Here is a 26,210-nt window from a genome sequence, read left to right on the forward strand (position 1 = left end):
AATAAACAACAGTATGATACGTATTTCCGTTTCTTGCGATAAAAAGACTAACTTCCAAAACTGATATCATACAAGGGTGTATCGCCGGAGTGATTCTCGACACGATCAAGCCCCTCAAAGAATATGTGATCCCCCAATTCCTTGCCTATCAATTGTTTCTCCATTTGATACAATAGGTCCAGTGCGGTAAAATTCTTCCCATTGGAAGCTTGGATTCGGGCGCATATTTCTACTTGAAAATATCCATCATCTCCATTATCCTCATCAAAAGCCTCTTCTTCATCATCCATTAGTACCTCATTGGGATTCAAATCTTCCATTCCCTTGATCCAACACATATAACAAAGCTCTATTTCGGGCGCATCGACCACAATTTCATTGGCATCCCATTTCGCCCGATCGCCTAAAATATCACGCTGATACTCCGCAACATCGGCATCAAACTCCTGGGAGCTATGATACGACTTGGCCTGAAATGTCCAGGCAATAGCTGACAGCACACGGTCTTGGACTGGTTGGGTATTCCAATCAATATTATTCCAAGGACTGCCTATCTTTTCCCTTAAATAGCCAACATATCTTTTTAAATAAGATTTCCCGATTTTATTGTTTAGCCCAACATGATGTTCTCCCTCCAAAAATTTTTCGGAGAAAGTATGCCAATCTTTAAAGTGCAATCTTGCGTAGGAAGAAAGCTTTTTCAAAATGTCCAAAGCGGCTGATTTTGGCAGATACCCTACATCAGCTGCGGCGGTCGTGATATGACTACTGACAGTAATGGCAAGCGCATCCACACCGGATTTGCTGATATCCCAGCTTCCACTGTCGATCTGATCTTCCCGACCTTCCAGAGCGGTTCCCCCTGTCCTAATTCCGAGCAAGTTAAAATATGCTGCTAATATTTGCAGGCAGCTTTCCGTATCTGCAATAGCGAAGTCTCTTTTCAATAGTTTCACCAGTTCATCGCGGTACTCCGCTTGTTTGGGATAAGTCCCGAACTGATATAGATGAACCGGATAAGTTCCATCATCACCAGCACTGCCGAATACGGTAAACCAATCGCCAAAGACGATAACGCGGAATGCCGCGCCCAACGCTGTACCGAATTGCTCTTCATAAGGAATATTGTTCAGCGTATCCTTACTGTTAATTTGCTGTTCTTTTGCTTTATCCAATTCCGCTTCCTCTGCGAGTTCCTCTTTCGCTTCCCTTACGCCCTCCTTTGCTGCACTCAATAATTCTTTGAAAAATTTAAACATAATTTTAAAATATTATTTTTAGCTAATGATTCTTATTTACATTTTATCGCAACCACAAAAAGGCTTCATGCAGTGAGTTTAACGACTCATGACCACCTTTATGGACTTGAGATTTCAATTTACTGCTGTAAATCTGAAAATAAATATTTACTTTTTATTCAGAAATCCATATTAGTCTGGAGCCCGACCATATTTGTGGCCGAAGACTCCATATTTGAAGGAAGATAACAGGAGTAATTTTCATCATTACGAGCGCTCCATTCATTAAAGCAACATCAGACATGACTGTATTCAAAGATCTAATTACACCTACCGTTTTTAAGAAAACGCTTACATTCAAGCGGAATGAACTGATTAAAAGCAGCGGAACTGTAGACTCAAAAATATACTTTATAAAAAAAGGCAGCCTTAAAATTTCCATCTTCCAACAACATGCCGAACAGATTATCCGGCTAGGTTATACTGGAGATCTTATCGTGGCCATGGACTCCTTCTTTGATGGTTGCCATTCAGATTTCGTTATTCAAGCCATTAAGAAAACTGAAGTATTGGTCGCGGAAAAAGAAGATTTTATGCATTTCGTCTATGAAAGTCCTGAGAACACTTCGCTTTACATCAACATATTAGAGGGATTGGTGAAGCAACAGCTTGACAGAGAACAGGATCTGCTGCAGGACTCCCCTAAAATCCGATATGAGCGTGTTTTTAAGAGAAACCCTCTCTTATTCCAAATTATTCCCAATAAACATATTGCCAACTATTTGAGGATGACACCTGAAACTTTTTCACGGATCAGTAAATCTTGAGTTCAATCAATTTTTTTGCCCTTTTTTTTCGTGTATTTTATCAAAAAAACGAAAATGAAATATAAATCTTTAGCATTACTTGAACAGCTCAGTACACAGACAAGGGAACATATGACTTTTGTTGAATCGTTGAAAACGCTGTCGTTAGATGATCTCAATAAACGGCCCCATAAAGGCTCATGGAATACCTTAGAGTGTATCGCACATCTCAATCTTTATGGAAACTTCTATCTGCCCGAAATTTCAAGAAGAATGGCAGCTAGTCAATCGAATGCAGCAAGCTATTTCAACAGTGGCCTTTTAGGAAACTATTTCGCAAAAAGTATACTTCCAAAAGATCGGCCCAACAAAATGAAGACATTCCAGGAGATGGATCCTATATATAAGCAACTGGACAGAAATGTGCTTGCTGTCTTTTTGGAACAACAGGAGAACTTCCTTCAATTACTTGAGCAGGCAAAATCAAAAGATCTCGGCAAAATCCGAACAAATATTTCCATCAATAAATGGATAAAAATCCGTCTCGGAGATACTTTTCGTTTTCTGGTTAACCATAATATCAGGCATATCGTACAGATAAAAAATATCCTTTCAAGCTGCTCCATTATTGATCAGACCAGTCCGGTTTTACCAGCTGCCAATCACCAATAATAGCACCAACTTATTTTATTAAGAAATAGAAATGCATGCCACGAAAGACATCAAGGAGCATATTTCGGTCCTTCTAGACAAGATGGCTAAGGATACTTAAACTATGTAAATAATTTGAAAATATCCAGCACCGCTGCAAATATATTTAGTATCTGTTTCATGGAAAAAATAGCGCAATTATCGCGCCATTAGGATGATCGTGGTGTAAAGAGCTCGATTACTCTTTCCAATGGACGGCCGATAACCGCTTTACCATCTTTTATAACGATAGGCCGTTCGATCAATATGGGATTTTGCAGCATCACCTCAACCCACTCCTCATCTGTCAATTGAAGATGTTGAAATTTTTCGAGGAATAGAGCTTCATTCTTTCGAATAAGCGCTAGTGGTTTAAGTCCGAGTTGCGACAATATTTCAATGAGCTCAGCTTTACTGGGGACTTCTTCAAGATACTCTTGCACCTGCAGATCTACAGTATGCTCTTGCAAAAAATCCAACGCTGCGCAACTCTTGCTGCATTGTTTATTATGGTATATTTTAATCATAGTAGCTTGTTGTTGGGTTTCTTCTCAGAAAAAAGATGTTATTTGCGTAGTTTATCTATTACTTCTTTTCGGTGCAAATCTCCCCAGTCAATAAGGTTCTCAATCAAAGGTTTTAGGCTCATACCATGTTTCGTGATTGCATATTCCATTTCAATCGAATAGGTTGATTTTTTATGCCGGCTGACAAGTAAATGTCCTTCCAGAACCTTAAGTTCTTTGGATAACATCCGGTCTGTAATCGGAGCGATATAATTCGCAAGATCTCTAAAACGCTTCGGCCCTGTTAACAAGGCGGCGATGATCTGCAGTTTCCATTTTCCCTGTAAACATTCCAAAGCATCCTGAATCTTCAGGAAAGTGCCTGGAGAATGAAAGGGGCAATAATGATCGTTATCTACTTTCTTAGTCATACTGGTACACTATACTCCGTGATAGTAGATGTGTTGATCTACTGAATGATTCTCTAGCTTTACAATAATATAAAAAAAAGATAAATGGCAAACAATAAAATTGAAACTGTACTTGTATTGGGTGGTAACGGAAAGAGTGGCCGTCGGGTAGTAGAAAAATTACGAGCCAAAGGAGTTGAAGTTCTTGTTACAACCAGGGAATTGGAAAAAGCGTCCAAGCATTCGCGGTATTTTATTTGGGAGAATGATCGTAATTGGGCTGAAGTATTAAAAGGCGTGGATGCACTATTTATTGTGCATCCGGATACATCTATGCCTGAAGCGTTACAACAAATCCGCGTGCTTTCTGAACATGCATACAAAGCTAATATTAAAAAGATTGTATTGCTATCAGGCCGAGGCCAAGATTCTGTGATTGCTTGCGAGAATGTGATCCAACATTCTGGTCTTCGCTGGACTATTGTTCGTTCGGCCTGGTTCAATCAGAATTTTACCGAGGGACATTTTGCTCATGGTATAAAAACAGGAGAAGTTGTTTTTATGGCAGGACAGGCCGGCGAGCCATTTGTTGATCTTGACGACCTTGCGGACGTCGTTGTCGCATCCTTATTAGAGCCTATCCACGATAATCAAGTTTATGAAGTGACCGGTGATATACTCTACACTTTTCGAGATGCCGTAGCAATCATTTCAAAAAAAATCGGCAGCCCTATTACCTACCGTGAATTGGATAAACAAAGTTATTTGGAACTGTTACTGCAACATGGTCTACCCCCGGCTGTTGCTCAGCATCTTGTATTTGCATTTTCGGAGATTCTCGATGGAAGAAATCAATCCTTAGGCGATGGCATTGACCGTGTGCTTAAAAGATCACCTAAATCTTTTGCCTCTTTTGTCGATGAAGCTTTTTAAAAGGATTAAAGCAGCTATTAAGGACGGCTAGAAAATCGTTCTTATTTTCATTTTTTCCTTCGGGGGACGCAGGATTCGTCCAGGGGAATTTACTTTTCCCTTAGGGGATTTTGGTTTCCTCCGAAGGAGACACAGCATTCTCCCAGGGGAATTTACTTTTCCTTTAAGGGATCTTGGTTTCCTCCTAAATTCACCCGCGATAAACCAATGCTACAAATCATGCGATTAAAAGCAATAAATCCACTTTTCACAGAAAAACAGCTTGTAATTCAATAAATCACAGGGGTAAAATTGTGCCAAAAAGTTTTTTGCACTTCCTAAATTTTGGCACAATTTTACCCCTTCTCTACTATGCTGCGAATTGTTTATACGGGCGGACTAGTCTCTTATTTATTTGAGAGACACGGAAGTTATCAGCAATTCCGCCGATAAAATTGAACTGTAAATGACCGTGGTTTGTAAAACGAATTTTATAATTTAGTAGTATGAACTCAGCTGAAAGTGTAACAGATTTCTACAAAAGACAACCGGGCTTTGCGAACCTAGACTTACCGCTTAATAATACGGGCATTGGTCACTTCAATGTGTTTAGCCGAGAATCCTGTACAGTAATCTCCCCTTATAACCGTCGTGATTTCTATAAAACTTCATTGATTATAGGTCGGGGCAAATTATATTATGCTGATAAATGGATACAGATCGATCGACCGGCGATGTTATTTGCCAATCCGGTCGTACCTTACGCCTGGGAACCGGAGTCTACGGCACAATCTGGATGGTATTGTGTCTTTACGGAAGAATTTATTCAACATAGTGAACGCATAGAGAGTTTAAAGGATTCTCCCCTTTTTAAAATTGGGAGCAACCCAATTTATTTTCCAAACACAGAACAACTGGATGAAATCTCAACAATTTTCAAAAAAATGTTGTCTGAGATGAATTCAGATTATGCACATAAAGACGATGTCTTGCGCAGCTACCTGCATCTATTGATCCATGAGACAATGAAGTCAAGTCCTGCTCAGGAGTTTGGTGCATATACCAACGCATCTACCCGTGTATCGAGTCTATTTTTGGAACTCCTGGAACGTCAATTCCCAGTAAACACATTGGATACTGGTTTGCAGCTGAAAAGCCCAGGGGATTATGCCCATGCCCTTTCGGTGCATATCAATCACCTGAACCGTTCTGTAAAAGAAACAACAGGTAAAACCACAAGTGCACATATCGCCAGCCGCATTGCGCAGGAAGCGCGGGCATTGCTACTGCATACCAATTGGAATATCGCCGATATCGCTTATAAATTAGGTTTTGAATACCCTTCTTATTTTACGAACTTTTTCAAAAAACATACTGGAATGTCACCAAACCAATTACGGATGACGACTGTTTGAATAATATAATTATCTGTTTGATTGTCTTAAGTAAGACACCGTATACCTTCGCTACTTTTGTATTGAACAAAATATAACAGTTATGAAATATAGAAATCTCGGAACAACAAACGAACAGTTATCTGCTATTGGATTAGGTTGTATGGGAATGAGTTTTGCCTATGGACCTACAGACGAAAAAGAGAGTATTGCTACACTTGAAAGGGCATTGGACCTTGGCGTAAACTTCTGGGATACAGCGGACATGTACGGCAATGGCGCCAACGAAGAATTGATCTCAAAAGTTCTGGTTCCCAATCGTGACAAGGTATTTATTGCAACCAAATTTGGCTTTCGTTTCAAGGATGGACAGGCAGGACCAAGCGGCACCGCAAACACCTATTTTGACGGATCACCTGCCTGGATAAAAATTGCTGTAGAAAATAGTCTCAGAAGACTTCGCATCGATACCATAGATCTGTATTATGCACATCGAGTGGATCCGAATATCCCGATCGAAGATACTGTAGGCGCTATGGCGGAACTGGTCAAAGAAGGAAAAGTAAGATATCTTGGACTGAGTGAGGCATCGCCGGCTTCGATCATCAAAGCCAATGCGGTTCATCCCATTGCGGCACTGCAAAGTGAATATTCTCTGCTAACACGTGATGTAGAAAAAGAAATACTACAGACTGTACGTAATTTGGGTATCAGTTTAATCCCCTATTCACCACTTGCCAGAGGTTTATTTTCCAATGCCTTAAATTTAGATAGTCTGGCAGCAGACGATTTCAGAAGGACACTTCCCCGCAATCAAGGAGAACATGCGGAAAATAACGCTCGTTTGATTGCTGAATTTGCGCTTTTAGCTCAAGATAAACAATGTTCGCCAATACAATTGGCGCTGGCTTGGGTGCTCGCTCAGGGGAATGACATCATTCCAATTCCAGGCACGAAAAAAAGAAAGTATCTAGAAGAAAACGTAGGTGCCATCGAAGTACAATTGTCGGATTCGGATCTAAACGCTATCGAAGAAATACTTCGGAAATACCCGAATGTGGGTGCTCGTTATAGTGATGGCGCAATGGCATTGGTCAACAATTAATAGATCAACTTTAACCGATACGGGGTATAACATGCATTTTACACTAAATGATCTGTCCGACTCCGTATTTGTTTTATTGAGACTTATACCTCTATCCGCTCTTGCAGCTGAGACATAACTATACAACTGAAAATGGGGTGCAGCATTTTTTGCGCTTCATTTCCAAAACCTTGCTGTTGTCTATTGATCCAACAGCAAGGTTTGTTTTTATTTAGAAACTAACAGTTAGTGCCATAACAGCCGTTGTGCTATTTTTTACCAAACTATTATTCCGATTTAGGAAGATTGCTTCTTTATTGTTCAGATTACGTATTTCTGTCCGCCAAAGTACATTGGGGAGAATTGCATAATCCGCATTGAGCGAGTAGCCAAATGTTTGGAACCAATTTTTTGCCTCGGTAGAGATAATGACACCCTTTTTATCCTGATAGTATTCACCTCGAGCAGTAAGGCTGAATTTATCGGCTCCTGTATAACGTGCAATTAATACCGGGGTATACCAGACATTGTATTTGCTGCTCCCTTTTTCCTTTTGCTCCGCACCGATGTCAAAACCCACCGTGAATCCGACCTGTTTATTTAGCTGATAAATAGCATATAAGTTATGAAAATAACGCATCTGTCTGACACTATCCGCTTTATCACTGCCGATAAAAGATCCACTATTGATGGTTAAATTATCGGTCGGCTTATATACAAGCTGATGTCCGAAGGCAGGCAAACTATTGCCATCGACACGCTGTATACGTTGCCAACCGTTTAATACAAGTCCGCTAAGAAATAATTTTCCAGATGCAGAGGTGTAAGATATTTTTGCGCCGGTTTCAAAATAGGGCGAATTATCGGCAAAAAGGCTTCTTGTCACTGTCCAATTGTCCTTTCCAATGGCACTTTCAAAACCCAGATGGGAAGAGAAAATACCGGCATCAATCCATAAATTATGCTTCCTTGAGATGCGTACACCGGCATTGGCTTCGTAGATATTCTTCAATACTCCAGGCTCCGCCGCATAGTTGGCATTCATGTAGGTACCTGTTGCCAAGGTTACATTGGCCCGCGTGTTCTCCGTATTATAGGTAGCTTTTAGCAAGGCCAGATTAATATTCACTTCATTGTTCCTGTTATGGCTGTAAACAAAACCCGGACGTGTATTTCCAAGAGGATTATTGAAATCCCGCATATAATAAGCTTCCACATATCCGTTGAATGAAAGCGGGTTATTTTTTGTTGTGTCTTCCTGTGCAAATAGTGATGTTGTTGACCCAAGTACGAGGGAGGTCAACAGGGTTAATTTCTTCATTTATTTAATTTTTGATTGTCATTTATTCTATTCGTATAGCTACGTTTTGGCATTTATTTTCCCATCATTGTTATTCTGCTATCACCTAGATTCGTTTTACTCCGGCTAAGGACTGCAGTCCATTGTATACTCGACATAATGGCTATTCCGGCTATATTCTATCGCCAAAGGCTGATATCGCGATTGTATTTTCAAAATTTAACCGAGATACAGCTAATAGATCATGGTAAGGATCAAGATGATCATCACAACCTTCGCTATGCGATCCATAGACAATTTTCGGGGCGACTGCTGCTCCTGATTTTCTTTTAAATCTTTCATGGCTAACGTTAACTTAAGTGTTATTCTACTTTGTATTTTCTTAGTTTCTCTCAAAGGAATCCATCAGATTTTAAAGCATAACTAAAAGCAAAGTATTCCAGTTATTATCAGTACTCGTGTTTTCACTTTGCTGTGGATTATTAAAGATTCTTGAACTATTATTTTCATTCTTGGAGATGTCATATCATCCGCGGTCGGTATATCAGCTTCAATGTGGGCGGGCTCTGTGCCGATTCTTTTATTTTTCTAATCATCTTCATTTTTATATACGTTGCCCCTATATGCCAAACAATATTCCACAGTTCTCACGAACAACGTAAAACACTAAAAGACAATAGATTTAAAAAGAAAAGACTAAAATCAAAATTGCTAGATCCTATCAGAATGACAGGGTTATTTTATCAAAATGAGAATTGATTTGTGAGAGGAACTATCCAAAATGAGGGATACAGTCCCTGTCAACGGCTGATTGATTGATTGATTGATTGATTGATTGATTGATTGATTGATTGATGACCAACACGGTGTTTTTCTCAGGTGAGCATTGGTCCGTCGCTAAGGAAAATTAGATTTCCTCACTATCTTCTAAGTTGTCTACCGAGATTGGCTTATCAGAAGAAAAATTTATATTGATACCATAAGGATCACAAATGCTAAATAAACCTTCAGCAAAACGCAGCACCCATTCCTCCTCGTCATCGTAAAGAATAACTTCGGGGAGATCCACTGGGAACTCTTCGATCTCCCTCACTAGATACTCCCTTTCCCTACCGCTTATTTTGAAATCAATAGCTTGTTCGGTCAATGTTCTCTTCAAAAAGGATATTCCAGTTTCGAGATAACGCTCCATATGACCAAGAATAGCTTCGGCAAGCCTTAGCATGTTATCACTTGGTTTTTCTGCTTTGGTTAGTATATAAAGCGGAATTTCTCCATCAAAAAAACGGTTGTCCACAACAATCCGGGTAGACCACACGGATGTTTCCTCTGGACCTTCGCTGCGTTCCAGTACACCAAAACTTGTCATAAAACTTTTATCAACCATGCCATTAATTTAATAACAAATCGTATTACTACGCAAAAAATAAGCGTAATAAAAACAAAAAACATGAATAATCTGTAAATTAGGCAATCAAGAATAGGGAGCAAACTTAACGCGCAACAATTAGATGCAAGAAAATAAATACGACGATCCACAATTTTTCGAAGAATATAGCAAAATGTATCGGTCACAGAAAGGCTTATTGGGAGCTGGCGAATGGCATGAATTTCAAAAGCTCTTACCCAACCTGAGGGACAATGCTGTGCTCGATTTAGGCTGTGGATATGGTTGGCATTGTCGATATGTGATTGAAAATGGCGCAAAATCTGTTATTGGCGTAGATCTATCCGAAAAAATGCTGGAGAAGGCCAACGAGATCAATAAACTGGAAGGAATCGAATATCAACGAAATGCAATTGAAGAGCTTACTTTCAGATCCGGACAATTTAATCTGGTGATCAGTTCTTTGGCATTTCATTACATAAAAGACTTTGATGCACTCTGTCGGAATATTTACAATTGGCTCCAACCTGGAGGGCAATTTTTATTCTCGATAGAGCATCCTGTTTTTACCGCGCAAGGCAACCAAGATTGGATCTACGACAAAGATGGAGACAAACTCTATTGGCCTGTAGACAACTATTTTCTCATAGGGGCCAGAGAGACAACATTTTTAGGAAATACGGTTCTAAAGTACCATAGAACAATTACTTCTTATCTCAGTAGCATTCTACAAAGTGGATTTAAAATAAACGCTTGTGTTGAACCTGAACCTAGTACAGAAATGCTCGAAAATTTTCCGGCAATGGGTGATGAATTGAGAAGGCCGATGATGTTGATTATTTCCGCTGAAAAGTAGTTCGCTACATCGGCTTCCTCTGTAACAAATTTGCATAAGAGCCTGTATTTATAATGGAAAGCAAACATTAAAATTTATTTTAGTGTATCAGGTTCCTAAAAACATTCATGTACAACAAACTTTAAACAATGATAAACTTAAACCTATTCAAAAAAATTGCAGTGGCTGCCTGTATCAGCTGTCTATTTTATTCGTGTAATAAGGAGGCGAGCGCTCCAAATACATTGACTGAGGAAGAACAAAAAGAAGGTTGGCAACTCCTATTTGACGGCACTACCCTGAACAATTGGCATACCTACAACAATGAGAAAAAAGCACCTACTGCCTGGTTGGTGCGGAATGGTACGATCTATTGCGATCCAAACAACGAAAGTCAAAAATATGATCTTGTATCCAACACTGACTATAAGAATTATGAGTTCAAATTTGAATGGAAACTGGAAAAGGAAGGTAACAGTGGCGTTTTTGTCAATGTACAGGAACAGCCGGATATCAATGCGACTTATCACTCTGGCCCTGAATATCAATTGCTCGCAGATTCGCACCCTGACTTTGACAAACCATTGAAACGTGCTGGCTGTCTCTACACGTTTTTACCACAACAAAATTTTGTCAGCACCAAAGCTAAAGATGATTGGAACCAATCAAGCATTGTACAAAAAGACGGTAAAATAACCTTCTATCTGAATGGTAAAGTCACAGCTGAAATGGATTTCAATTCGCAAAAATGGAAGGATCTGGTAAAACATAGTACTTTCAAAGATTTTCCGGAATTCGGTCAACATGTTAGTGGCAAGCTCGCTCTTCAAGACTGGTCAAGGGGTGTATCCTTTAGAAATCTAAAGATAAAACAATTATAATCACCCCTGCATATAGCCTCAAAAGTCCTTCGTTCTTGTATGAACGAAGGACTTTTGAATTTTCAAACAATTCCGGAATTATCCGCTTCATATATAAAAACTGACCGCTAAGTACATGAACACAAGCAAATCATTATTTAACCTATTACTTTTCTTTGTAATTGCCTCTCCTGTAGTCGCACAGACAAAAATTGAAATTGACCAATCGATTTTCCAGGTAGAATCAGGATTAATCCCAGTGATACGATTTGACGAGTGAGCTGTTAGACAATAGCCTGTTTACTATGTTCAGCAGTGTAATACCTATAGATTTTATCTTCTTTATTGACATCTGATTACAGCAATATTCAGTAACACACCTATATATCAGAATTAAAATTCAAAAAAACAAAAACAAAAGAAATAAAATATTTGTTAAACATCAATGTAGCGAATTAAATTCCAACCACGTTAAGAATTAGAGAGTCACCAAAATCGTGGCTTCTACATATATTAAATGAAAAAAATGATCATGATTTGCCTTATTGCACTCGCGCAATTAAAAGGCTACGGACAGGAAATCCCGCAAAGAAAATCTGAAATCAGAGTTGGCTATGGGCTTGTACCTGTCCAAGAAATTGGAACACTATTGGGAGATTGGATTACAATGGGGATCGTGGGCAGAAGAGTGGAAAGTACCGAGGGTACCGGTGCTATTTCCGCAGGATACTCGCTCAATTTAACACAACGATTTTCAGTGGGAATCGACGGTTTTTATGGAAAAAATACAGTCCGTTACAAGGATGATCTTGGAGATTCCAAATGGAGCACTTATGGTGGACTGGTAAACGCAAAATATCTGTATCTGGACAGGGGCAAATTGAACTTATACGGTAAGGGTGCTGTTGGTTATGCCCAATACCACAACCGTCAAAAAGAGAACTCCGACAACTTTGGCGCACTATCCTACCAAGCTTCACCATTCGGTATTCGTTATGGTAATAAAATTGGTGTATATGGTGAATTTGGTTTCGGATATCTGGGTATCGCCAATGTTGGTATATCTTTCAAATTATAATATTTCATACTATAAATTAGTATAGTTTTTCAAACATTTAAATAAAAATTACTATGATCAAATCTATCATATCATTACTATCTGTTGCGCTTATAAGCAGCAGCTGTTCAACAATCCAACATAAAGAAAAAATGGATTCAACTAAAAACAGTGTATCGGTAAAACTTCTGAATTCCAATCCCGTTACCATCAAAAATCCTTCTGGTAAAATTACCCTCTATGCTGTGGCTGCAAACATTGCTGATGTACCAGCAACGATAATAGCTGAAAAAAGCTTTAAACAAAGTGAATTACCGTTTGAGATCAAATTGGATCTTCCAAAAAATCATTACAAATTAATCAAACCGGCAGTTAACGAAACTGATCCCATAAAATATTACGTCGCTTTGGAATGGGATTCCAATGGTGACGGTACAGTGGGCAAAGGAGATGTGAGGATTGACTTTAACAAGAAATTTCCAACCGTATCTCTTGGAAATAATAATGAGGTATTTGTCTTACAGGCAGATTAGTACTTTTTACAGCTTTCCAAAAGTATTTTCTTAAAAATGCTTTTGGAAAGTATCATTATAGACAGCTCTATTGCCCTTCAGCACCATCATCGCAAATCGATGCGGGCATCTATCCAAAAGTACGCCCTGTTTTTGCGGAATAAGTCATCGGGTAATTGATGATTATAAATCAGTTCTTCCAATGTATTAAAATTGTAACGCAACACCTCATCGTTCTTAAACTGGATCGGACGTAAAATCGCGTCTTCATCATCAATAAAAATATCAGATTCGAAAAGATTAATTTGATTTGTTGTGACCCAGGCTATAGCGGCTACTTTATCCATTTTTATCAAAGCCTTGGACGCTTCTTGGTATTGTTTCATTTCCCAAGGGAGATCTTCGGGATAATGGGAGGCAACATAGTCCTGATATATTTTTATATCCCCTACTCGCAGGCATTCGTTACGAATTAACAGCCTTGTTGTATCGCGGGCAAAGCTCACATAGTCGGGATGCATAAACAAGCCGTACCGTTTACTATACAATGCTATCTTATCTGCCAATTCTTGCCTCATAATTTATGTACGCAACAAAAATCATCCCAACATCCTCTTTTATAGCAGGTTTTAAACTAAATTGTTGATTTTTTAGGTAAAAAAATAGGATTTATTCAAATTCATGCAGTATATGGGAAATATAAAGAGTTAGTTTTTCCAGTAAAGAGAAAGGATTCTGATATCACTCCTATTTATATGCAAAGTGATATCAAAATCCCTGATTGTTATTAAAATATTTTTAAGCCTACAATACCCGCCACAATTAAGGTCGCCGACAAAAGTCTAAAGACGTTTGCTGAATCGCCGAAGAAGAATATCCCGACCAGCAATGTACCGACAGCACCTAAACCAGTCCAAACCGCATAGGCTGTACCGATTGGGATAGCCTTTTGCGCATAAAACAATAGTGCTCCACTGATAGTCATCGAGACAACAGCCAATATAATCCAACCAAATTTATTGCCATCTGGTTGTTGCGCCATCTTCAATCCTAAAGGCCAACCAATTTCAAAAATACCAGCGATAATTAATGCAATCCAATTCATTTTCAATTATTTAAATGATCCGCTACAAAAGTAGTGACTTGATTGACTGCATTTTTTGATCTATATCAAAATCGTTCCTTAACGTCTGATACGACTCAAAGTCTCCTGTGTAATTCCCAAATAGGATGCAATGTGACCAAGATTGACTCGATTTAACAAATTTGGCTGCAACTTGATCAGCGACTGGTAACGTTCTATAGCAGATTCGGTGTGCAAAGAGATAATACGTTCCTCCAAGACAATACATACCTCCTCCGCAATTTTTCTCCCAATAAGGTTTAACTCCGGATATTTACGATAGAGTTCATTCAGATCATCCACAGCAATTGCATAGACCTCCGAATCTTCAAGAAACTGAATATTCTCAAAGGAAGGTTTTTCAGTATATACAGGTAATATCGATCCAAAAATTTGATTTTCTTCACCAAACCAGCTGTTGAGCTCCCGTCCATTTTTAAAGAAATAGGCACGAATCAGACCCTTACTTAATACAAAATAACTGGATACATGCTGGCCCTCTTTTAGAAAATGTTCTCCCTTACGCTTCGAAAAATAGTTGATCCTTTGTTCGATCTCCTTTTCGGCGGCTTCATTGAGATGCCCATATCTTCTGAACTGCTGGATTAATGGATTCATGGCTTACTATAAACTAATGGATCTGAAGATACAAAACTCTCAAAAAAACGGTGAAAGATATGATAAAAAAGTCAGGTGTAATGTATCTTTGTTTAAACGGAAAACCTGTCAATAAAAATTAATCCGTTTGGAAAAAAGCAGTACAGAAATCGATAAATATGCAAGAACTCAACCAGTTTTATTTAAGTCAGGAAGAACCCAATAAGAGCTGTCTGTTGGCACTAAAGCATATTATTCTTCAGCAGGATACAGAAATCAGGGAAACGGTAAAATATGGGATGCCTTGTTTTTGCTATAAGAACAAAGCATTTTGTTACCTGTGGACTGACAAAAAAACAAAATATCCTTATCTGCTGATGGTAGAAGGAAAATATCTGGATTATCCTGAGCTCGAAACCGGAACACGTTCGCGGATGAAGGTCTTTCCTGTCAATCCAAATGAGGATCTTCCACTGGAGACCATCAGAACTATTTTAAATGCAGCGATCAACCTATATCGCGATGGAAAAATCGCCTTTTAGCACCATCCTCCGAAACATTTAAATAATACTTACTTAACCTAAAATCAATAATACAGCACTACCTTTACCGCGGTTTAAAAAATCACCTAGTCATTTAAACAGCTACTAAACAAATGAGAAAACATTTGATTACCAGCATTTTGCTAAGCACAATTGGTACATCGATTACCTATGCGCAAAATGAAACTACCTCTGCCCTAAACGGAACAGTCAGAGCGGGCAACACGCCTATCAATGGTGCAACAATTGAAGCTATCCATTTACCATCTGGGACAAAATACACGACTTCATCACGAAACGATGGCCGTTATAACCTTCCGAATATGCGTATCGGTGGTCATTATCAAATCACTGTAACTTATTTAGGTCATACTCCAAATGTCAAGCAAGTAGAAAAACTGGCATTGGGACAAAGTTCAACACTTGATATTCAAATGATCGCCAATGATCGGCTTTTGGAAGAAGTCGTTGTCGTGGGCACAAGACAGGGAAAGGTCTTCAATTCAGGTCGAACTGGAGCTTCGCAGAATATCTCACGTACAGCAATACAGAATCTACCAACACTCAACCGGAGTTTTACAGATTTCGTCAAGCTGACACCTCAATTTTCAATGCAATATGGCAATCCTTCCTTTGCAGGAAGAAGCAATCTCGCGAACAACTTCACCATTGATGGCGCATTATTTAACAATGCCTTTGGACTACAGGGGACAATTGGAAGCCAGACAAACTCGCAACCGATCAACATGGATGCCTTTGAAGAGATCTCGGTTAATATCGCTCCCTACGATGTGAGACAGAATGGCTTCACAGGTGCTGCAATTAATGCTGTCACCCGAAGTGGTACAAATGAGATACAGGGTTCATTAAACTACTATTTCAGAAATCAGGATCTGGTCAATAAGTATAATTCGGCAGGTCTGAAAGCTCCTGTCAATAATTTTAACCTCAAAGGATATGGGTTTACAGTCGGCGGCCCAATTATTAAAAATAAGCTTTTCTTTTTTGCCAGTGGGGAAATTGAGCGAAGGGTAGATCCCGGAACAAACTTTATCGCTTCACGCGGAGGCAACACCGGTCCGAACGTATCAACCGTCTCTGCCGAAAAACTAGATGATCTAGCAATCTATCTCAAATCTATCGGATACAACCCAGGTTCTTATCAGGATTATCCTTTGGATACACGCAGTGACAAGTTTTCGATCAAATTAGATTACAACATCGACTCCAAAAATACGCTGAGTGCCAAATACTTTTATTTCCGCTCCTATCGGGATATCCTACCGTCAAATAGCGGCGCACCAAAAAATAATAGACAACCCTCAAATATCAGTCTACCATTCAGTTCAGCGGGTTACGGTATCAACAATAATATGGATAATGTGAATCTGGAATTGCGTACGCGTATCAGTAGCAAATATTCCAACTCCCTGACCGTAGGCTATAATGTGATGGACGACTACAGAGAATCTAAAGGTGGACAGCCATTCCCTTTGGTAGACATTATGAATCCGGATGGAAGTAGCATGACGGCTTTTGGCTATGAACCTTTTACTGCATTTAACAGCCTAAAAACGAAAGTTTTTCAAGCCACCAACAACTTCAATATATACGCTGGTAAGCATGAAATCACACTGGGAGCTAACTTTGAAAATTATCGGACAAAAAATGGTTTTGCACCAAACTACTATGGAGCTTATACTTTTGCCAGTCTTGACGATTTTTATAATTCAGCTAAAAAAGACGTTTCAAATGCGACCAAATACCAGATACAGTATTCGGTATTGGCTGATGGATCTTTCCCTTATGCTGAGGTTTCTGCCAATATGGTTGGTCTGTATGTGCAGGATGCCTTTGCTGTAAACAATAATTTTAAACTCACCGCTGGGCTACGGGCTGATTACACCCACTTATCATCACCTAGCAATCTAAAAAATGATAATGTCAGCAAATTGACCTTTGATCAGGGCGAAAAAATTGATGTTTCAAAATACCCTAAAGGAACTATTCTATGGTCGCCCCGTATTGGATTTAACTGGAACGTCAATGGAACGAATCAAACTCAAATACGTGGGGGGTCAGGGATCTTTACCGGTCGTCCGCCATTGGTATGGATCTCCAACCAAGCTGGCAACAATGGTGTTATGTTTGGCTCTGAAACAATAGACAAGCCAACCAATCGTCCTTTCACGCCGGATGTGGATGCCTATCGCAATGTGAACCACCAGACTGCGGCAAACAATTCGAGTTATAACCTTGCTGTTACGGCCAATAACTTCAAATTTATGCAGCTATGGCGTACAAATCTTGCCGTAGACCAAAAATTGCCGGGTGGAGTCATTGGTACATTTGAGGCAATGTATTCCAAGGATATCAATTCTGTTTATTTCCGAAATGTCAATCTAAATACGACAGATGGTACAGCTTTAACCGGTGCCGATAACCGTATGCGTTATACGACACCGCGTATATATGGTGCTGCGAAACCTACTCCTGAAAATCCAAATATTTCGGATGCGATCGTCATGTCCAATACTTCAAAAGGATATAGCTATACGCTGACAGGAACATTATCCAAAGAATTTAAAGGTGGATTTTTTGCTAATATCGGTTATACCTATACAGATTCAAGATCCGTTAACGACGGCGGTTCTATCGCACAATCGATGTGGCGGGATCGATATGTATCCGGAAACCCGAATAATGCGGACCTCTCCTATTCAACTTACCTGGTAAAAAACAGATTTATTGCCAACTTCTCTTACCGGAAAGAGTATTTTGATCATTTGGGAACGACATTCTCCTTATTTTATCAATTGCAGGATGGCCCACGCTATTCTTATACTTATGGAGGCGACCTAAATAATGATGGTCTGTCTGGTAACGATTTGATTTATATTCCAAACAATAAGGCGGAAATTGCATTGGTAGGTGATAATGACAAAGATATGCGTACGCCAGATCAACTGTGGTCACAATTGAATGGCTATATCAATCAGGATAGCTACCTGAATGCACACCGGGGTCAATACGCGAAACGCAACGCCTTGGTCGGAAAAATGATCGGTACGCTTGATATCCGTGTTGCTCAGGATGTATTCTTAAATGCGGGTGGAAAAAAACATCAATTACAACTTACATTCGACGTATTCAATTTTGGAAATATGATCAATAAAAGTTGGGGTGTGGCACAATTTGCCAATAAGGCGAATGGTATCCTAAATTATAAAGGACTCAATGCGGAAGGCCAACCAACTTTTTCTTTCCCTTATTTAGATGCGACGAATCAGATTCCATTGACCAGTACTTTCTCAAATAGTGTTGACGAAACATCGCGTTGGAGAATTCAACTTGGCGTCCGTTATCGCTTCAATCAATAAGTAAAAAATAATGTAAATTTGACCCATCCTTGTTTAAGGATGGGTTTTTAGTTTAATATGGTATGAAAAAAATATTACTTTCTTTTGTTGCACTCTTTGTATGTATTTCCTCCCAAGCGCAACATTTCGAATTAATCCCTTTAGGTATATATGGTGGTGAGCAAGAGGATAATCTATCGGCCTACCTGGTTGGGACACCAAAGGACACCGCATTTCTCTGTCTTGATGCCGGTACAATAAATACCGGGATACGAAAAGCCATTCAGCTAAAAAGTCTCCATGGAACAGAAGAAACGATACTACACAATCAAATAAAAGGGTATTTTATTTCTCATGGTCATTTAGATCATCTATCGGGTCTGATTATCAATTCTCCGGCAGATAGCAAAAAGAATATTTTTGCCCTTGCTCCTGTACTTCAAATTTTGCAAAACCACTATTTTATAAACGATACCTGGATTAATTTTGCTGATCAGGGTCAAAAACCAATTCTTGGAAAATATCATTACAGTGAATTGCAAGAAGGAATAGAACTTGCGGCACAAAATACCCCTTTCTTCCTGACGGCATACGAATTAAGCCATGTAAATCCATATAAAAGCAGTGCTGTGCTGGTGCGCCATCATGATCATTATCTACTCTATCTCGGAGATACAGGTGCCGACCGAGTTGAAAAGGCTGACCGACTTGACAATCTTTGGAAAAATATTGCGCCATTGATCAAAAAAGGTCAATTAAACACGATATTAATTGAGGTGTCTTTTCCCAATAGCCAAGCCGAAAACCTGCTGTTCGGTCACCTTACCCCTAATCTGTTATTGGAGGAGTTAAACAAACTAAAAGATAAGATCGGGCAAAATGATTTAAAAGGATTAAACATCGTGGTCACCCACCGAAAACCAACAAGAGATAATCCAGAAATCATCAAAAAGGAGCTCTTAAAAAACAATCCTTTAAAAGTAAATTATATTTTTCCTGAGCAAGGAAAGAAGATTAGTCTACCTTAACCATATCCGGCAACAAGATCTCGCAAAAGTGCGATTCTACTGAAATTGAATTGCTGAAAGAAGACGATTGAGGTTACGAACAAAATTAAAGAACAATAGGGATGACCGAGTTTTTTGGCCGTCCCTATTGCTATTAAGAGAACTATATTGCCTGAATAATATCCGCCATATTCAAACGTGATTTGGCTGTTATGCTAGGTTGATTTGAATCCTCCACATTCCGATAGCCAATGGCGACGGCAAATAATGTATGGTATTGCTCGAGCCCCAAGATTTGATCATAACGATCATTTTCAATTCCCTCCATTGGTGTTGCATCAATATTATTTGACGCACAGGCAGCAAGAAAAAATCCCAAAGAAAGATACACCTGCTGTTTCATCCAGGATTGCACATGTTGTTCCCCCTGTGATTTTAAAAATCGATGGTAATAATTTATCGATCCCTCGGGAAGCGTGCTGTTGATCTGCTCCTCGAATCGGTGCACATCGTTAAGAGCACTAAAGACGACCAGATGACTTGCCTCATTAATTTTCTCTGCATTCCAATAGGATGCTTCTGCTAATTTTGTTTTTGTCTCTCCATCTGAAATAAAGAAAAACTTCCAGGGTTGACTATTGATAGATGATGGACTCAGGCGAAGTATTTCTTTTAGCTCAGCAATCTTGTCCGCTGAAATTCTTTCTGTTGAATTATACTTTTTTGTTGTATAACGTTGTTTTGCTGTTTCTATAAATGCCATAACATATAATTTTAAATTAACTATATTTTTTATAGTTGCAAACTTAAATATAGTGCTATATATTTGCAATAACGGTCAAAGTTGATAGTAACAGATGTATTTGATAGACAACAAACAATACCCATGCAGTACCAGCCTGACAATGAAATACATAGGCGGAAAATGGAAAGCAGTCATCCTCATTCATTTAATTGAAAAAAAACGTTATAATGAACTGAGAAAAGAATGTCCAATGATTACCGAACGTACATTGAGCCTACAGCTGAAAGAGCTGGAAGCAGACGGCTTGGTCACTCGGACAGTACACACGGACAAAGCGCCTTTAAAGGTCGATTATGAACTTACGGAATTTGGCAGGACACTTATCCCTCTATTGGAATCTATTGCACTATGGGGCAGAGAAACGGCAAGTAGAACCGGAGCCGTTCAACAGGTTAAATAGAATCCAGGTCGTGGCTATGCTTATCAGTAACCTATGAATGAACATCTCCTTAAGATCAACAGCATTATAGAACAGCTCGACGGGGACACCCTCAGTGCACTCGAGGCTGTCTCAAAAATAAAAACCTATAAAAAGGGTGATTTTCTACTCTATCAGGGTGAGGTCTGCCGATATAGCTTTTGGATCGAATCCGGTATCGCAAGAAAATTTTATTTGAACGAGAACAAAGAGCTAACGACTGAACTGCTCTTTGAGAATGACCTCGCCGTTGCGTTTAGCAGTTATGTAACCCAACAGCCCAGCCAAGAGTTTATACAAGCGGTCACAGATGTTAGGGTATCATCAATTGATAACAGCTCTTTCCAGCGTATAAAAGGTCAATTTTCGGCTTTAATGGAGCTCGATCTCCTGATGACTGAGTATTACACCATGTGGCTGGAAAAAAGACTTTTTGATTTTCATACACTTGATGCTTCCACGCGTTATTCACAGCTCCTGAGAGATCAACCCAATATTGTACAACAGGTTCCCCTTACCTATATCGCATCTTACCTTGGCATTTCATTAGAAACCTTAAGCAGAATCCGCGCAAAAATCAAATACTGATTATTTGACTTAAGTCAAATGCCATGTTAACACATCTTTCAAAATTTGCATAACATTTTGAAAACAATTGTCATGGCAGAAAAAACGAGATTTATAGGATTTGACTTACTAAGAGCGTATGCAATCTTTGGGATGTATATCGTAAATTTTAACATGGTGTTTGCAGACCACAACGATACCAGTTGGCAGGGACAATTCCTCTCCCTCTTTAGCGGTAACTCAAGCACTATATTTGTTATGTTAGCAGGTATGGGATTAACCCTGATGACAAAAAAACAGGCATTTGGCACCGCTGAAGAGCAGCTAAACCAGAAATATATTGTACTTAAACGGGCCGGATTTTTATTTGTTTTGGGATTAGTACTCGCGATCTGGTGGCCAGCGGATATTCTACATTTTTACGGGTTTTATATGTTCATTGCCTCCTTTTTCCTTTTCCGCGATAAAAAACAATATATCTACGGCGCAATTATCTTTGCCCTCGTCTTCCACCTGCTACTTCTTTGGATTCCCTATGAAACAGGATGGAATTTTGACACACTGGAATATAAAGATATGTGGACTTTAGCTGGTTTTATACGAAACTCTTTCTTTAATGGCTGGAATGCTGTTTTCCCTTGGATGAGTTATTTTATTACCGGAATGTACCTGGCAAAACTAGACTGGACGAATTTAAGTATACAGAGGAAAACATTTGCTGTCGGACTAGTCATGTACTTATTGATCCAACTATTGCAATGTATTCCCAAAAATCTGATAACTCCTGAGATTGATTTTTTTCTGAATGCAGATTATCTCCCCCCTTTTCTACCCTTTTTAATCAGTACAATAGGATTTGGATTAATGTTAATTGCTTCGTTCATGTATATCAGCAAATTTATTGCACATCACAAATTTGCAAACGATTTGGCCAAAACGGGACAAATGACATTAACACATTATATTTCCCATCTAACAATCGGGTTAGTTTTCTTCTCATGTATGATAAATCAGGGATACTTTGCCAAGATCAATCCATCCAAGTCACTATCCCCGATGCTCATATTTATTATTTCGCTTCTCTATTTTGCATGCAGTTACTATTTCAGTAAACTTTGGGCCAAAAGATTTAAACATGGTCCGTTCGAACTTCTACTGAGAAAAATGTCTGCTTAAGTTGGGCTAAGCACAATGGCTCTTAAAAAGTTCTTCATTCGGAAGCGTTCATCTCAGATCGCTTCCGAATGAAGTTGAGATTAAATTTGTTGTGGCTGGCTACGATCTTGCAAGTTTATATTAGAAGTTTTCTTCAACTAATTCTTTATTGACCATTGCTCCCGCTAAATTGCCCGCTGCTACAGCATTGGAAACGGATCGCATCATACTCGTATTATCGCCGCATGCAAAAACCCCTTTAATAGTTGTTTTCTGAAAATTGTCAACGACAATATGCCCTTGTTCAGTCAAGTCACAGCCCAACTCAACAGGAATACTTGAATGCTGCCTAAAAGGGATTGCTGCATATACGGCATCAAATGCTATTGCTTTGTTGTCCTTGAAAATCACTTTTTCCACCCAGCCATTCTTGTGCTGGATTTTACTAACCGGTTCATCTATGACAGTTACACCGTGCTTCTTCAATTTTGCAGCCTGCTCCGCACTGAAATTTGCTTCTCCAGAAGTCAATATTGTCAGATCGGTGGAGAGGTTGTTGACTAAAGATGCCAAATGTAAAGCCCGTTCACCGTTAGCCATAATTGCTGTTTTCTTGCCTCTGAATTCATATCCATGGCAGTATGGACAATGGATAACTGAAATCCCCCAACAGGCCGAAAAACCCTGGATACCCGGCATGATATCTTCTACCCCAGTCGCAAAAATCAACTTTTTTGCGCTAAATAGTTCACCATTTTCAGTATTGATTTCAAAGCCATTGCTTGTTTTCTTTCCACTTACAGCAAGTCCTTTATGGAATCTTACTGTTGGATAATTTAATACCTGCTCTTTCGCTTTTTTAGCAATAACCGATGGTTTTTCGCCATCATGAGTTATAAAATTATGCGAATGCGGTGTCTGTCTATTACATGGTAGACCACTATCAATAATAAGCACCTGACGTAGTGATCGCCCCAGTGCCATTGCAGCCGAAAGTCCGGCATAACTTCCTCCAATAATGATGACATCAAAATTTTTATCGTCTTTCATCTTTATAAATTTGATTTTAAATGCTGATAATACTGGCAGATTTATGGACCTGTAAGTAAGAGGTTTTCGTCTCCCGAACGTATTCACTCCAACAGGTGAATTAAATAAATCAGAATAGTTTCATCTATGATTGTCTTGTTTATTCTATTTTTTACAAATGATCAAATAAAAAGGATAATTCTCTTCTACTTCCTTGATTTCAATCAACCCATATTTTTCGAACTCCGAACGAATAGATTCCAAGTCATAAAAGAACATGCTAACACCTCCAAACATTTCAAAACGATCTGTGCCTATGGCAGTCCCCTGCCTATAAATACTTGCCTGTTTTGACACAGTCGTAAAGATCATGTAACCATCGTCGGATAGCTGCTCGTAACAGTCACGTATAAATTTCGTCCGTTCCTCAGTTCCTAAAAGATGGATAAGTGCGTAACAAAATATACCACCATATTTTTTGGTATCAAATGGCATATCTACGACCGAACCATGATGTATGATCGTCTGACTTCCAACATATTTTCGGGCGATTTCAATTGCTGTATTGGACAACTCAATTCCGGTAACAGCTATTCCATGATCAAGAAATATATGACCATTTCGCCCATAGCCAAAGCCCGGAATAAGGATTTCCTTGATATTTTCTGCTATAAAGAGATCTTTCGCTAGAAGCGCTGAATGAGCAGGACTGCCTCCCCACATCTCCCCCTTTTCTATAAAATTACGTTCCCAAAACTCCATATCTGTAGGTTTTTACATTAAGTATACGGTCTATTTTTGATTGAATTCTGCTTCCGATAGACTCTTTAATTTCAATAATGATAGGACGAAGGTAAGTTATTTTATTATTGCAACTATGTAGCAACAGTTTTAAATGCAATTAAATTGCAAATAAATTACATTTAAAGACTGCTATTCACATAATGGTTATTTATCAGTATTGAAAAAGACAGTGTGCCGACGATATCTTTGCCTTTAGACAAAAGAAATACACCTCTTGCTAAAAAGAATAGAATGAAAAAAATAAAGACACTTTTTGCGGCTTCATTGCTTCCTTTCTTCGCCACACAGGCCGCCGCACAACAATTGGACAAAATGACCTGGTTTAACGAACCTACGGAATGGACAGTCAGTAACAACTCCCTTTCCATGTTTGTCACACCCAAGAGCGACTACTGGCGAATATCACATTATGGATTTACCGTAGATGATGCACCCTTTTTCTACACGGAGAGAGGGGGTGAATTTGAAGTGAAGGTCAAAATTTCGGCCAAGTATAAAAATCGTTTTGATCAAGCAGGTATCATGCTGCGTATAGATCATGAAAATTATATAAAAGCGGGAATAGAATTTGTCGATGGCAAGTACAACCTGAGTACTGTCGTCACGCATCGAACCAGCGACTGGAGCATCGTACCAATAGATAAAGAAATCCCTTTTATATGGATAAAAGCAATTCGAAGATTAGATGCTGTAGAATTCTTTTATTCTTTTGATGACAAGGAGTATGTGATGATGAGAAATGCCTGGTTACAAGATAATCATCCTGTCATGGTTGGTTTGATGGGTGCATCCCCGGATGGTGATGGCTTCCAGGCTAAGTTTGAACACTTTGGGATCAAGCATCTTCCTGACCAGCGTAGAACCAAATGGTTAAAAGAAAATAATTCCAATTGAGCAGCTTAGTCAGGTCTGTCAAAAGCTACTCTTTTGACAGACTTCTTACTATAGCGAAGTATCATCTTGATTATACATTTTATTATATATACTGATTGCTTCATGCGAATTGCGCACCCGCAGTTTTTGCAGAATATTCTGTCGGTGTCGATTGACGGTATTAACGCTCAAAGTTAGCTTCTCGGCAATATCTTTACTGCTCATACCTGCTCTAATACAGCGCAAAACCTCCCTCTCCCGCACACTCATGACATCCTTCATCTCCTCTTTGTCAAGTGGAAAAACTTCTCCGCTGACCTGATTAAAAATATAATTTTTCTGACTTTGACGATTTTCCCGATCCGGCATTAATGTATAGCAGCATAATGCCAGTTGCGGAAATTCTTGACCGGGGGTATCCAAATAGATAATCTGATGCGACATCAACATAATTCGTCCATCTTTTCCTTCTACACGGAGTACACTATTTGCCTGATATCGAAAACGCTCTTTCGGTTCGGTTTTCTTGACCAGTTCAAGAAACTGCAGTTCAAGTGCATGTTTTACAGCTAGATCTTCAGGGTGTACGCGCTCTAGGAGAAAATCCTCCCATATACTGTTGATCTCCAATTTTCTTTTGGACGAACTCAAATGTAAACGTTCAGCAATTTCGCCCATAAAAGTAAAACTCCAATTGGCTGTCAGATCACTCAATACCACAATGCCGTTATGAATGTCGGCATATGTTTTGGCATATTGCTTATAGTATTTCAAGACAGATAGGTCTACACTTGTATTTCGCAGTCCTTTACCAGCAAGATTTTTATTTAGTGTCTTTTTTAAATCCGATCCCATAGTTAAATATTTCACAAGTTCATGGACATCCCCGGACCATTTTTCATTTATATACAACATGAACGGACTTTTCGCTACGCTCTTG

At 39.1% G+C, this 26,210-nt stretch carries 28 protein-coding genes; 16 read left to right on the forward strand and 12 right to left on the reverse strand.

The window, feature by feature from the left end:
• Positions 1–47: 47 nt before the first annotated feature.
• The gene (locus tag ABFX33_RS03680; protein ID WP_346084349.1) at positions 48–1,259 is read right to left on the reverse strand and encodes a DUF1266 domain-containing protein; all 1,212 of its coding nucleotides are present in this window, start codon (positions 1,257–1,259) and stop codon (positions 48–50) included.
• A gap of 281 nt (positions 1,260–1,540) precedes the next feature.
• Here ABFX33_RS03680 and ABFX33_RS03685 point away from each other — a divergent pair, with 281 nt between their 5' ends.
• Both ABFX33_RS03685 and ABFX33_RS03690 read left to right on the forward strand, forming a co-directional pair.
• Complete coding sequence (locus ABFX33_RS03685) at positions 1,541–2,065, forward strand: Crp/Fnr family transcriptional regulator (protein WP_346084350.1); 525 nt, start codon at positions 1,541–1,543, stop codon at positions 2,063–2,065.
• A gap of 54 nt (positions 2,066–2,119) precedes the next feature.
• Positions 2,120–2,716 carry a DinB family protein gene (locus tag ABFX33_RS03690; RefSeq protein ID WP_346084351.1) on the forward strand — a complete coding sequence of 199 codons (597 nt, stop codon included), beginning with the start codon at positions 2,120–2,122 and terminating at the stop codon, positions 2,714–2,716.
• A 188-nt stretch (positions 2,717–2,904) separates the two neighbouring features.
• Here ABFX33_RS03690 and arsC read toward each other — a convergent pair whose 3' ends face one another.
• Together arsC and ABFX33_RS03700 are read right to left on the reverse strand one after the other, a co-directional pair.
• Positions 2,905–3,261, reverse strand: a complete 357-nt coding sequence (arsC, locus tag ABFX33_RS03695; RefSeq protein ID WP_257089565.1) for an arsenate reductase (glutaredoxin) — start codon at positions 3,259–3,261, stop codon at positions 2,905–2,907.
• Between the two features lie 38 nt (positions 3,262–3,299).
• Positions 3,300–3,671 carry a winged helix-turn-helix transcriptional regulator gene (locus tag ABFX33_RS03700; RefSeq protein WP_257089563.1) on the reverse strand — a complete coding sequence of 124 codons (372 nt, stop codon included), beginning with the start codon at positions 3,669–3,671 and terminating at the stop codon, positions 3,300–3,302.
• Between the two features lie 84 nt (positions 3,672–3,755).
• On the opposite strand from ABFX33_RS03700, the gene ABFX33_RS03705 reads away from it, so the two are divergent.
• From ABFX33_RS03705 to ABFX33_RS03715, 3 genes are all read left to right on the forward strand, one after another.
• On the forward strand, positions 3,756–4,583 hold the full coding sequence (locus ABFX33_RS03705; protein WP_346084353.1) for an NAD(P)H-binding protein: 828 nt from the start codon (positions 3,756–3,758) through the stop codon (positions 4,581–4,583).
• Between the two features lie 485 nt (positions 4,584–5,068).
• Positions 5,069–5,977 (forward strand): helix-turn-helix domain-containing protein, encoded by a 909-nt coding sequence (locus ABFX33_RS03710; protein WP_346084354.1) that lies wholly within the window; start codon positions 5,069–5,071, stop codon positions 5,975–5,977.
• An 82-nt stretch (positions 5,978–6,059) separates the two neighbouring features.
• Positions 6,060–7,061: an aldo/keto reductase gene (locus tag ABFX33_RS03715; RefSeq protein WP_346084355.1), complete on the forward strand. Its 1,002-nt coding sequence runs from the start codon at positions 6,060–6,062 to the stop codon at positions 7,059–7,061.
• A 211-nt stretch (positions 7,062–7,272) separates the two neighbouring features.
• On the opposite strand, the gene ABFX33_RS03720 is transcribed toward ABFX33_RS03715, so the two are convergent.
• Both ABFX33_RS03720 and ABFX33_RS03725 read right to left on the reverse strand, forming a co-directional pair.
• Positions 7,273–8,361, reverse strand: a complete 1,089-nt coding sequence (locus ABFX33_RS03720; protein ID WP_346084357.1) for a porin — start codon at positions 8,359–8,361, stop codon at positions 7,273–7,275.
• Between the two features lie 886 nt (positions 8,362–9,247).
• Positions 9,248–9,727 carry a hypothetical protein gene (locus tag ABFX33_RS03725; protein ID WP_346084358.1) on the reverse strand — a complete coding sequence of 160 codons (480 nt, stop codon included), beginning with the start codon at positions 9,725–9,727 and terminating at the stop codon, positions 9,248–9,250.
• A gap of 124 nt (positions 9,728–9,851) precedes the next feature.
• Between ABFX33_RS03725 and ABFX33_RS03730 the strand changes: the two genes are divergently transcribed.
• The 4 genes from ABFX33_RS03730 to ABFX33_RS03745 all read left to right on the forward strand — a co-directional run bounded on the left by ABFX33_RS03730 (position 9,852) and on the right by ABFX33_RS03745 (position 13,012).
• Positions 9,852–10,583 carry a class I SAM-dependent methyltransferase gene (locus ABFX33_RS03730; RefSeq protein ID WP_257089549.1) on the forward strand — a complete coding sequence of 244 codons (732 nt, stop codon included), beginning with the start codon at positions 9,852–9,854 and terminating at the stop codon, positions 10,581–10,583.
• A 128-nt stretch (positions 10,584–10,711) separates the two neighbouring features.
• Positions 10,712–11,443: a 3-keto-disaccharide hydrolase gene (locus ABFX33_RS03735; RefSeq protein ID WP_120258242.1), complete on the forward strand. Its 732-nt coding sequence runs from the start codon at positions 10,712–10,714 to the stop codon at positions 11,441–11,443.
• Positions 11,444–11,948: 505 nt separating this feature from the next.
• Entirely contained in the window at positions 11,949–12,500 is a 552-nt protein-coding gene (locus ABFX33_RS03740) for a hypothetical protein (RefSeq protein WP_346084361.1), read from the forward strand.
• Between the two features lie 131 nt (positions 12,501–12,631).
• Positions 12,632–13,012 (forward strand): hypothetical protein, encoded by a 381-nt coding sequence (locus ABFX33_RS03745; protein ID WP_346084362.1) that lies wholly within the window; start codon positions 12,632–12,634, stop codon positions 13,010–13,012.
• 86 nt (positions 13,013–13,098) lie between these two features.
• Here ABFX33_RS03745 and ABFX33_RS03750 read toward each other — a convergent pair whose 3' ends face one another.
• The 3 genes from ABFX33_RS03750 to ABFX33_RS03760 form a co-directional block, all read right to left on the reverse strand.
• Positions 13,099–13,569 (reverse strand): hypothetical protein, encoded by a 471-nt coding sequence (locus ABFX33_RS03750; protein ID WP_120258246.1) that lies wholly within the window; start codon positions 13,567–13,569, stop codon positions 13,099–13,101.
• A 209-nt stretch (positions 13,570–13,778) separates the two neighbouring features.
• Entirely contained in the window at positions 13,779–14,096 is a 318-nt protein-coding gene (locus ABFX33_RS03755; protein ID WP_120258247.1) for a DMT family transporter, read from the reverse strand.
• A 78-nt stretch (positions 14,097–14,174) separates the two neighbouring features.
• Complete coding sequence (locus ABFX33_RS03760) at positions 14,175–14,732, reverse strand: Crp/Fnr family transcriptional regulator (protein ID WP_257089539.1); 558 nt, start codon at positions 14,730–14,732, stop codon at positions 14,175–14,177.
• Positions 14,733–14,890: 158 nt separating this feature from the next.
• Here ABFX33_RS03760 and ABFX33_RS03765 point away from each other — a divergent pair, with 158 nt between their 5' ends.
• The 3 genes from ABFX33_RS03765 to ABFX33_RS03775 all read left to right on the forward strand — a co-directional run bounded on the left by ABFX33_RS03765 (position 14,891) and on the right by ABFX33_RS03775 (position 19,640).
• Complete coding sequence (locus ABFX33_RS03765; RefSeq protein ID WP_346084363.1) at positions 14,891–15,253, forward strand: DUF1801 domain-containing protein; 363 nt, start codon at positions 14,891–14,893, stop codon at positions 15,251–15,253.
• A gap of 113 nt (positions 15,254–15,366) precedes the next feature.
• On the forward strand, positions 15,367–18,633 hold the full coding sequence (locus ABFX33_RS03770; protein WP_346084364.1) for a TonB-dependent receptor: 3,267 nt from the start codon (positions 15,367–15,369) through the stop codon (positions 18,631–18,633).
• A gap of 62 nt (positions 18,634–18,695) precedes the next feature.
• The gene (locus ABFX33_RS03775; RefSeq protein WP_346084365.1) at positions 18,696–19,640 is read left to right on the forward strand and encodes a 3',5'-cyclic-nucleotide phosphodiesterase; all 945 of its coding nucleotides are present in this window, start codon (positions 18,696–18,698) and stop codon (positions 19,638–19,640) included.
• Between the two features lie 142 nt (positions 19,641–19,782).
• Here the strand turns inward: ABFX33_RS03775 and ABFX33_RS03780 are convergent, their stop codons facing one another.
• On the reverse strand, positions 19,783–20,382 hold the full coding sequence (locus tag ABFX33_RS03780) for a nitroreductase family protein (RefSeq protein WP_346084366.1): 600 nt from the start codon (positions 20,380–20,382) through the stop codon (positions 19,783–19,785).
• A 142-nt stretch (positions 20,383–20,524) separates the two neighbouring features.
• On the opposite strand from ABFX33_RS03780, the gene ABFX33_RS03785 reads away from it, so the two are divergent.
• The 3 genes from ABFX33_RS03785 to ABFX33_RS03795 all read left to right on the forward strand — a co-directional run bounded on the left by ABFX33_RS03785 (position 20,525) and on the right by ABFX33_RS03795 (position 22,585).
• On the forward strand, positions 20,525–20,824 hold the full coding sequence (locus ABFX33_RS03785; RefSeq protein ID WP_288810578.1) for a winged helix-turn-helix transcriptional regulator: 300 nt from the start codon (positions 20,525–20,527) through the stop codon (positions 20,822–20,824).
• A gap of 33 nt (positions 20,825–20,857) precedes the next feature.
• Entirely contained in the window at positions 20,858–21,430 is a 573-nt protein-coding gene (locus tag ABFX33_RS03790; RefSeq protein ID WP_346084368.1) for a Crp/Fnr family transcriptional regulator, read from the forward strand.
• Between the two features lie 72 nt (positions 21,431–21,502).
• Entirely contained in the window at positions 21,503–22,585 is a 1,083-nt protein-coding gene (locus ABFX33_RS03795) for a DUF418 domain-containing protein (protein WP_346084370.1), read from the forward strand.
• Between the two features lie 120 nt (positions 22,586–22,705).
• Here ABFX33_RS03795 and ABFX33_RS03800 read toward each other — a convergent pair whose 3' ends face one another.
• Both ABFX33_RS03800 and ABFX33_RS03805 read right to left on the reverse strand, forming a co-directional pair.
• The gene (locus ABFX33_RS03800; protein WP_346084372.1) at positions 22,706–23,614 is read right to left on the reverse strand and encodes an NAD(P)/FAD-dependent oxidoreductase; all 909 of its coding nucleotides are present in this window, start codon (positions 23,612–23,614) and stop codon (positions 22,706–22,708) included.
• Between the two features lie 144 nt (positions 23,615–23,758).
• On the reverse strand, positions 23,759–24,355 hold the full coding sequence (locus ABFX33_RS03805) for a class I SAM-dependent methyltransferase (protein WP_346084374.1): 597 nt from the start codon (positions 24,353–24,355) through the stop codon (positions 23,759–23,761).
• Between the two features lie 273 nt (positions 24,356–24,628).
• Between ABFX33_RS03805 and ABFX33_RS03810 the strand changes: the two genes are divergently transcribed.
• Positions 24,629–25,291 carry a DUF1349 domain-containing protein gene (locus ABFX33_RS03810; RefSeq protein ID WP_120258261.1) on the forward strand — a complete coding sequence of 221 codons (663 nt, stop codon included), beginning with the start codon at positions 24,629–24,631 and terminating at the stop codon, positions 25,289–25,291.
• A gap of 48 nt (positions 25,292–25,339) precedes the next feature.
• Here the strand turns inward: ABFX33_RS03810 and ABFX33_RS03815 are convergent, their stop codons facing one another.
• Positions 25,340–26,185 carry a response regulator transcription factor gene (locus ABFX33_RS03815; RefSeq protein WP_346084377.1) on the reverse strand — a complete coding sequence of 282 codons (846 nt, stop codon included), beginning with the start codon at positions 26,183–26,185 and terminating at the stop codon, positions 25,340–25,342.
• Positions 26,186–26,210: the final 25 nt, after the last annotated feature.

It is taken from the genome of Sphingobacterium ginsenosidimutans, assembly GCF_039536865.1.
GTDB classification, from domain to species: Bacteria; Bacteroidota; Bacteroidia; order Sphingobacteriales; family Sphingobacteriaceae; genus Sphingobacterium; species Sphingobacterium detergens.

Bases quoted from the DNA above. Each gene is read 5' to 3' on its own strand.
- ABFX33_RS03680 (WP_346084349.1), bottom strand. From the start codon at position 1,259: ATGTTTAAATTTTTCAAAGAATTATTGAGTGCAGCAAAGGAGGGCGTA.
- ABFX33_RS03685 (WP_346084350.1), top strand. From the start codon at position 1,541: ATGACTGTATTCAAAGATCTAATTACACCTACCGTTTTTAAGAAAACG.
- ABFX33_RS03690 (WP_346084351.1), top strand. From the start codon at position 2,120: ATGAAATATAAATCTTTAGCATTACTTGAACAGCTCAGTACACAGACA.
- arsC (WP_257089565.1), bottom strand. From the start codon at position 3,261: ATGATTAAAATATACCATAATAAACAATGCAGCAAGAGTTGCGCAGCG.
- ABFX33_RS03700 (WP_257089563.1), bottom strand. From the start codon at position 3,671: ATGACTAAGAAAGTAGATAACGATCATTATTGCCCCTTTCATTCTCCA.
- ABFX33_RS03705 (WP_346084353.1), top strand. From the start codon at position 3,756: ATGGCAAACAATAAAATTGAAACTGTACTTGTATTGGGTGGTAACGGA.
- ABFX33_RS03710 (WP_346084354.1), top strand. From the start codon at position 5,069: ATGAACTCAGCTGAAAGTGTAACAGATTTCTACAAAAGACAACCGGGC.
- ABFX33_RS03715 (WP_346084355.1), top strand. From the start codon at position 6,060: ATGAAATATAGAAATCTCGGAACAACAAACGAACAGTTATCTGCTATT.
- ABFX33_RS03720 (WP_346084357.1), bottom strand. From the start codon at position 8,361: ATGAAGAAATTAACCCTGTTGACCTCCCTCGTACTTGGGTCAACAACA.
- ABFX33_RS03725 (WP_346084358.1), bottom strand. From the start codon at position 9,727: ATGGTTGATAAAAGTTTTATGACAAGTTTTGGTGTACTGGAACGCAGC.
- ABFX33_RS03730 (WP_257089549.1), top strand. From the start codon at position 9,852: ATGCAAGAAAATAAATACGACGATCCACAATTTTTCGAAGAATATAGC.
- ABFX33_RS03735 (WP_120258242.1), top strand. From the start codon at position 10,712: ATGATAAACTTAAACCTATTCAAAAAAATTGCAGTGGCTGCCTGTATC.
- ABFX33_RS03740 (WP_346084361.1), top strand. From the start codon at position 11,949: ATGATCATGATTTGCCTTATTGCACTCGCGCAATTAAAAGGCTACGGA.
- ABFX33_RS03745 (WP_346084362.1), top strand. From the start codon at position 12,632: ATGGATTCAACTAAAAACAGTGTATCGGTAAAACTTCTGAATTCCAAT.
- ABFX33_RS03750 (WP_120258246.1), bottom strand. From the start codon at position 13,569: ATGAGGCAAGAATTGGCAGATAAGATAGCATTGTATAGTAAACGGTAC.
- ABFX33_RS03755 (WP_120258247.1), bottom strand. From the start codon at position 14,096: ATGAATTGGATTGCATTAATTATCGCTGGTATTTTTGAAATTGGTTGG.
- ABFX33_RS03760 (WP_257089539.1), bottom strand. From the start codon at position 14,732: ATGAATCCATTAATCCAGCAGTTCAGAAGATATGGGCATCTCAATGAA.
- ABFX33_RS03765 (WP_346084363.1), top strand. From the start codon at position 14,891: ATGCAAGAACTCAACCAGTTTTATTTAAGTCAGGAAGAACCCAATAAG.
- ABFX33_RS03770 (WP_346084364.1), top strand. From the start codon at position 15,367: ATGAGAAAACATTTGATTACCAGCATTTTGCTAAGCACAATTGGTACA.
- ABFX33_RS03775 (WP_346084365.1), top strand. From the start codon at position 18,696: ATGAAAAAAATATTACTTTCTTTTGTTGCACTCTTTGTATGTATTTCC.
- ABFX33_RS03780 (WP_346084366.1), bottom strand. From the start codon at position 20,382: ATGGCATTTATAGAAACAGCAAAACAACGTTATACAACAAAAAAGTAT.
- ABFX33_RS03785 (WP_288810578.1), top strand. From the start codon at position 20,525: ATGAAATACATAGGCGGAAAATGGAAAGCAGTCATCCTCATTCATTTA.
- ABFX33_RS03790 (WP_346084368.1), top strand. From the start codon at position 20,858: ATGAATGAACATCTCCTTAAGATCAACAGCATTATAGAACAGCTCGAC.
- ABFX33_RS03795 (WP_346084370.1), top strand. From the start codon at position 21,503: ATGGCAGAAAAAACGAGATTTATAGGATTTGACTTACTAAGAGCGTAT.
- ABFX33_RS03800 (WP_346084372.1), bottom strand. From the start codon at position 23,614: ATGAAAGACGATAAAAATTTTGATGTCATCATTATTGGAGGAAGTTAT.
- ABFX33_RS03805 (WP_346084374.1), bottom strand. From the start codon at position 24,355: ATGGAGTTTTGGGAACGTAATTTTATAGAAAAGGGGGAGATGTGGGGA.
- ABFX33_RS03810 (WP_120258261.1), top strand. From the start codon at position 24,629: ATGAAAAAAATAAAGACACTTTTTGCGGCTTCATTGCTTCCTTTCTTC.
- ABFX33_RS03815 (WP_346084377.1), bottom strand. From the start codon at position 26,185: ATGTTGTATATAAATGAAAAATGGTCCGGGGATGTCCATGAACTTGTG.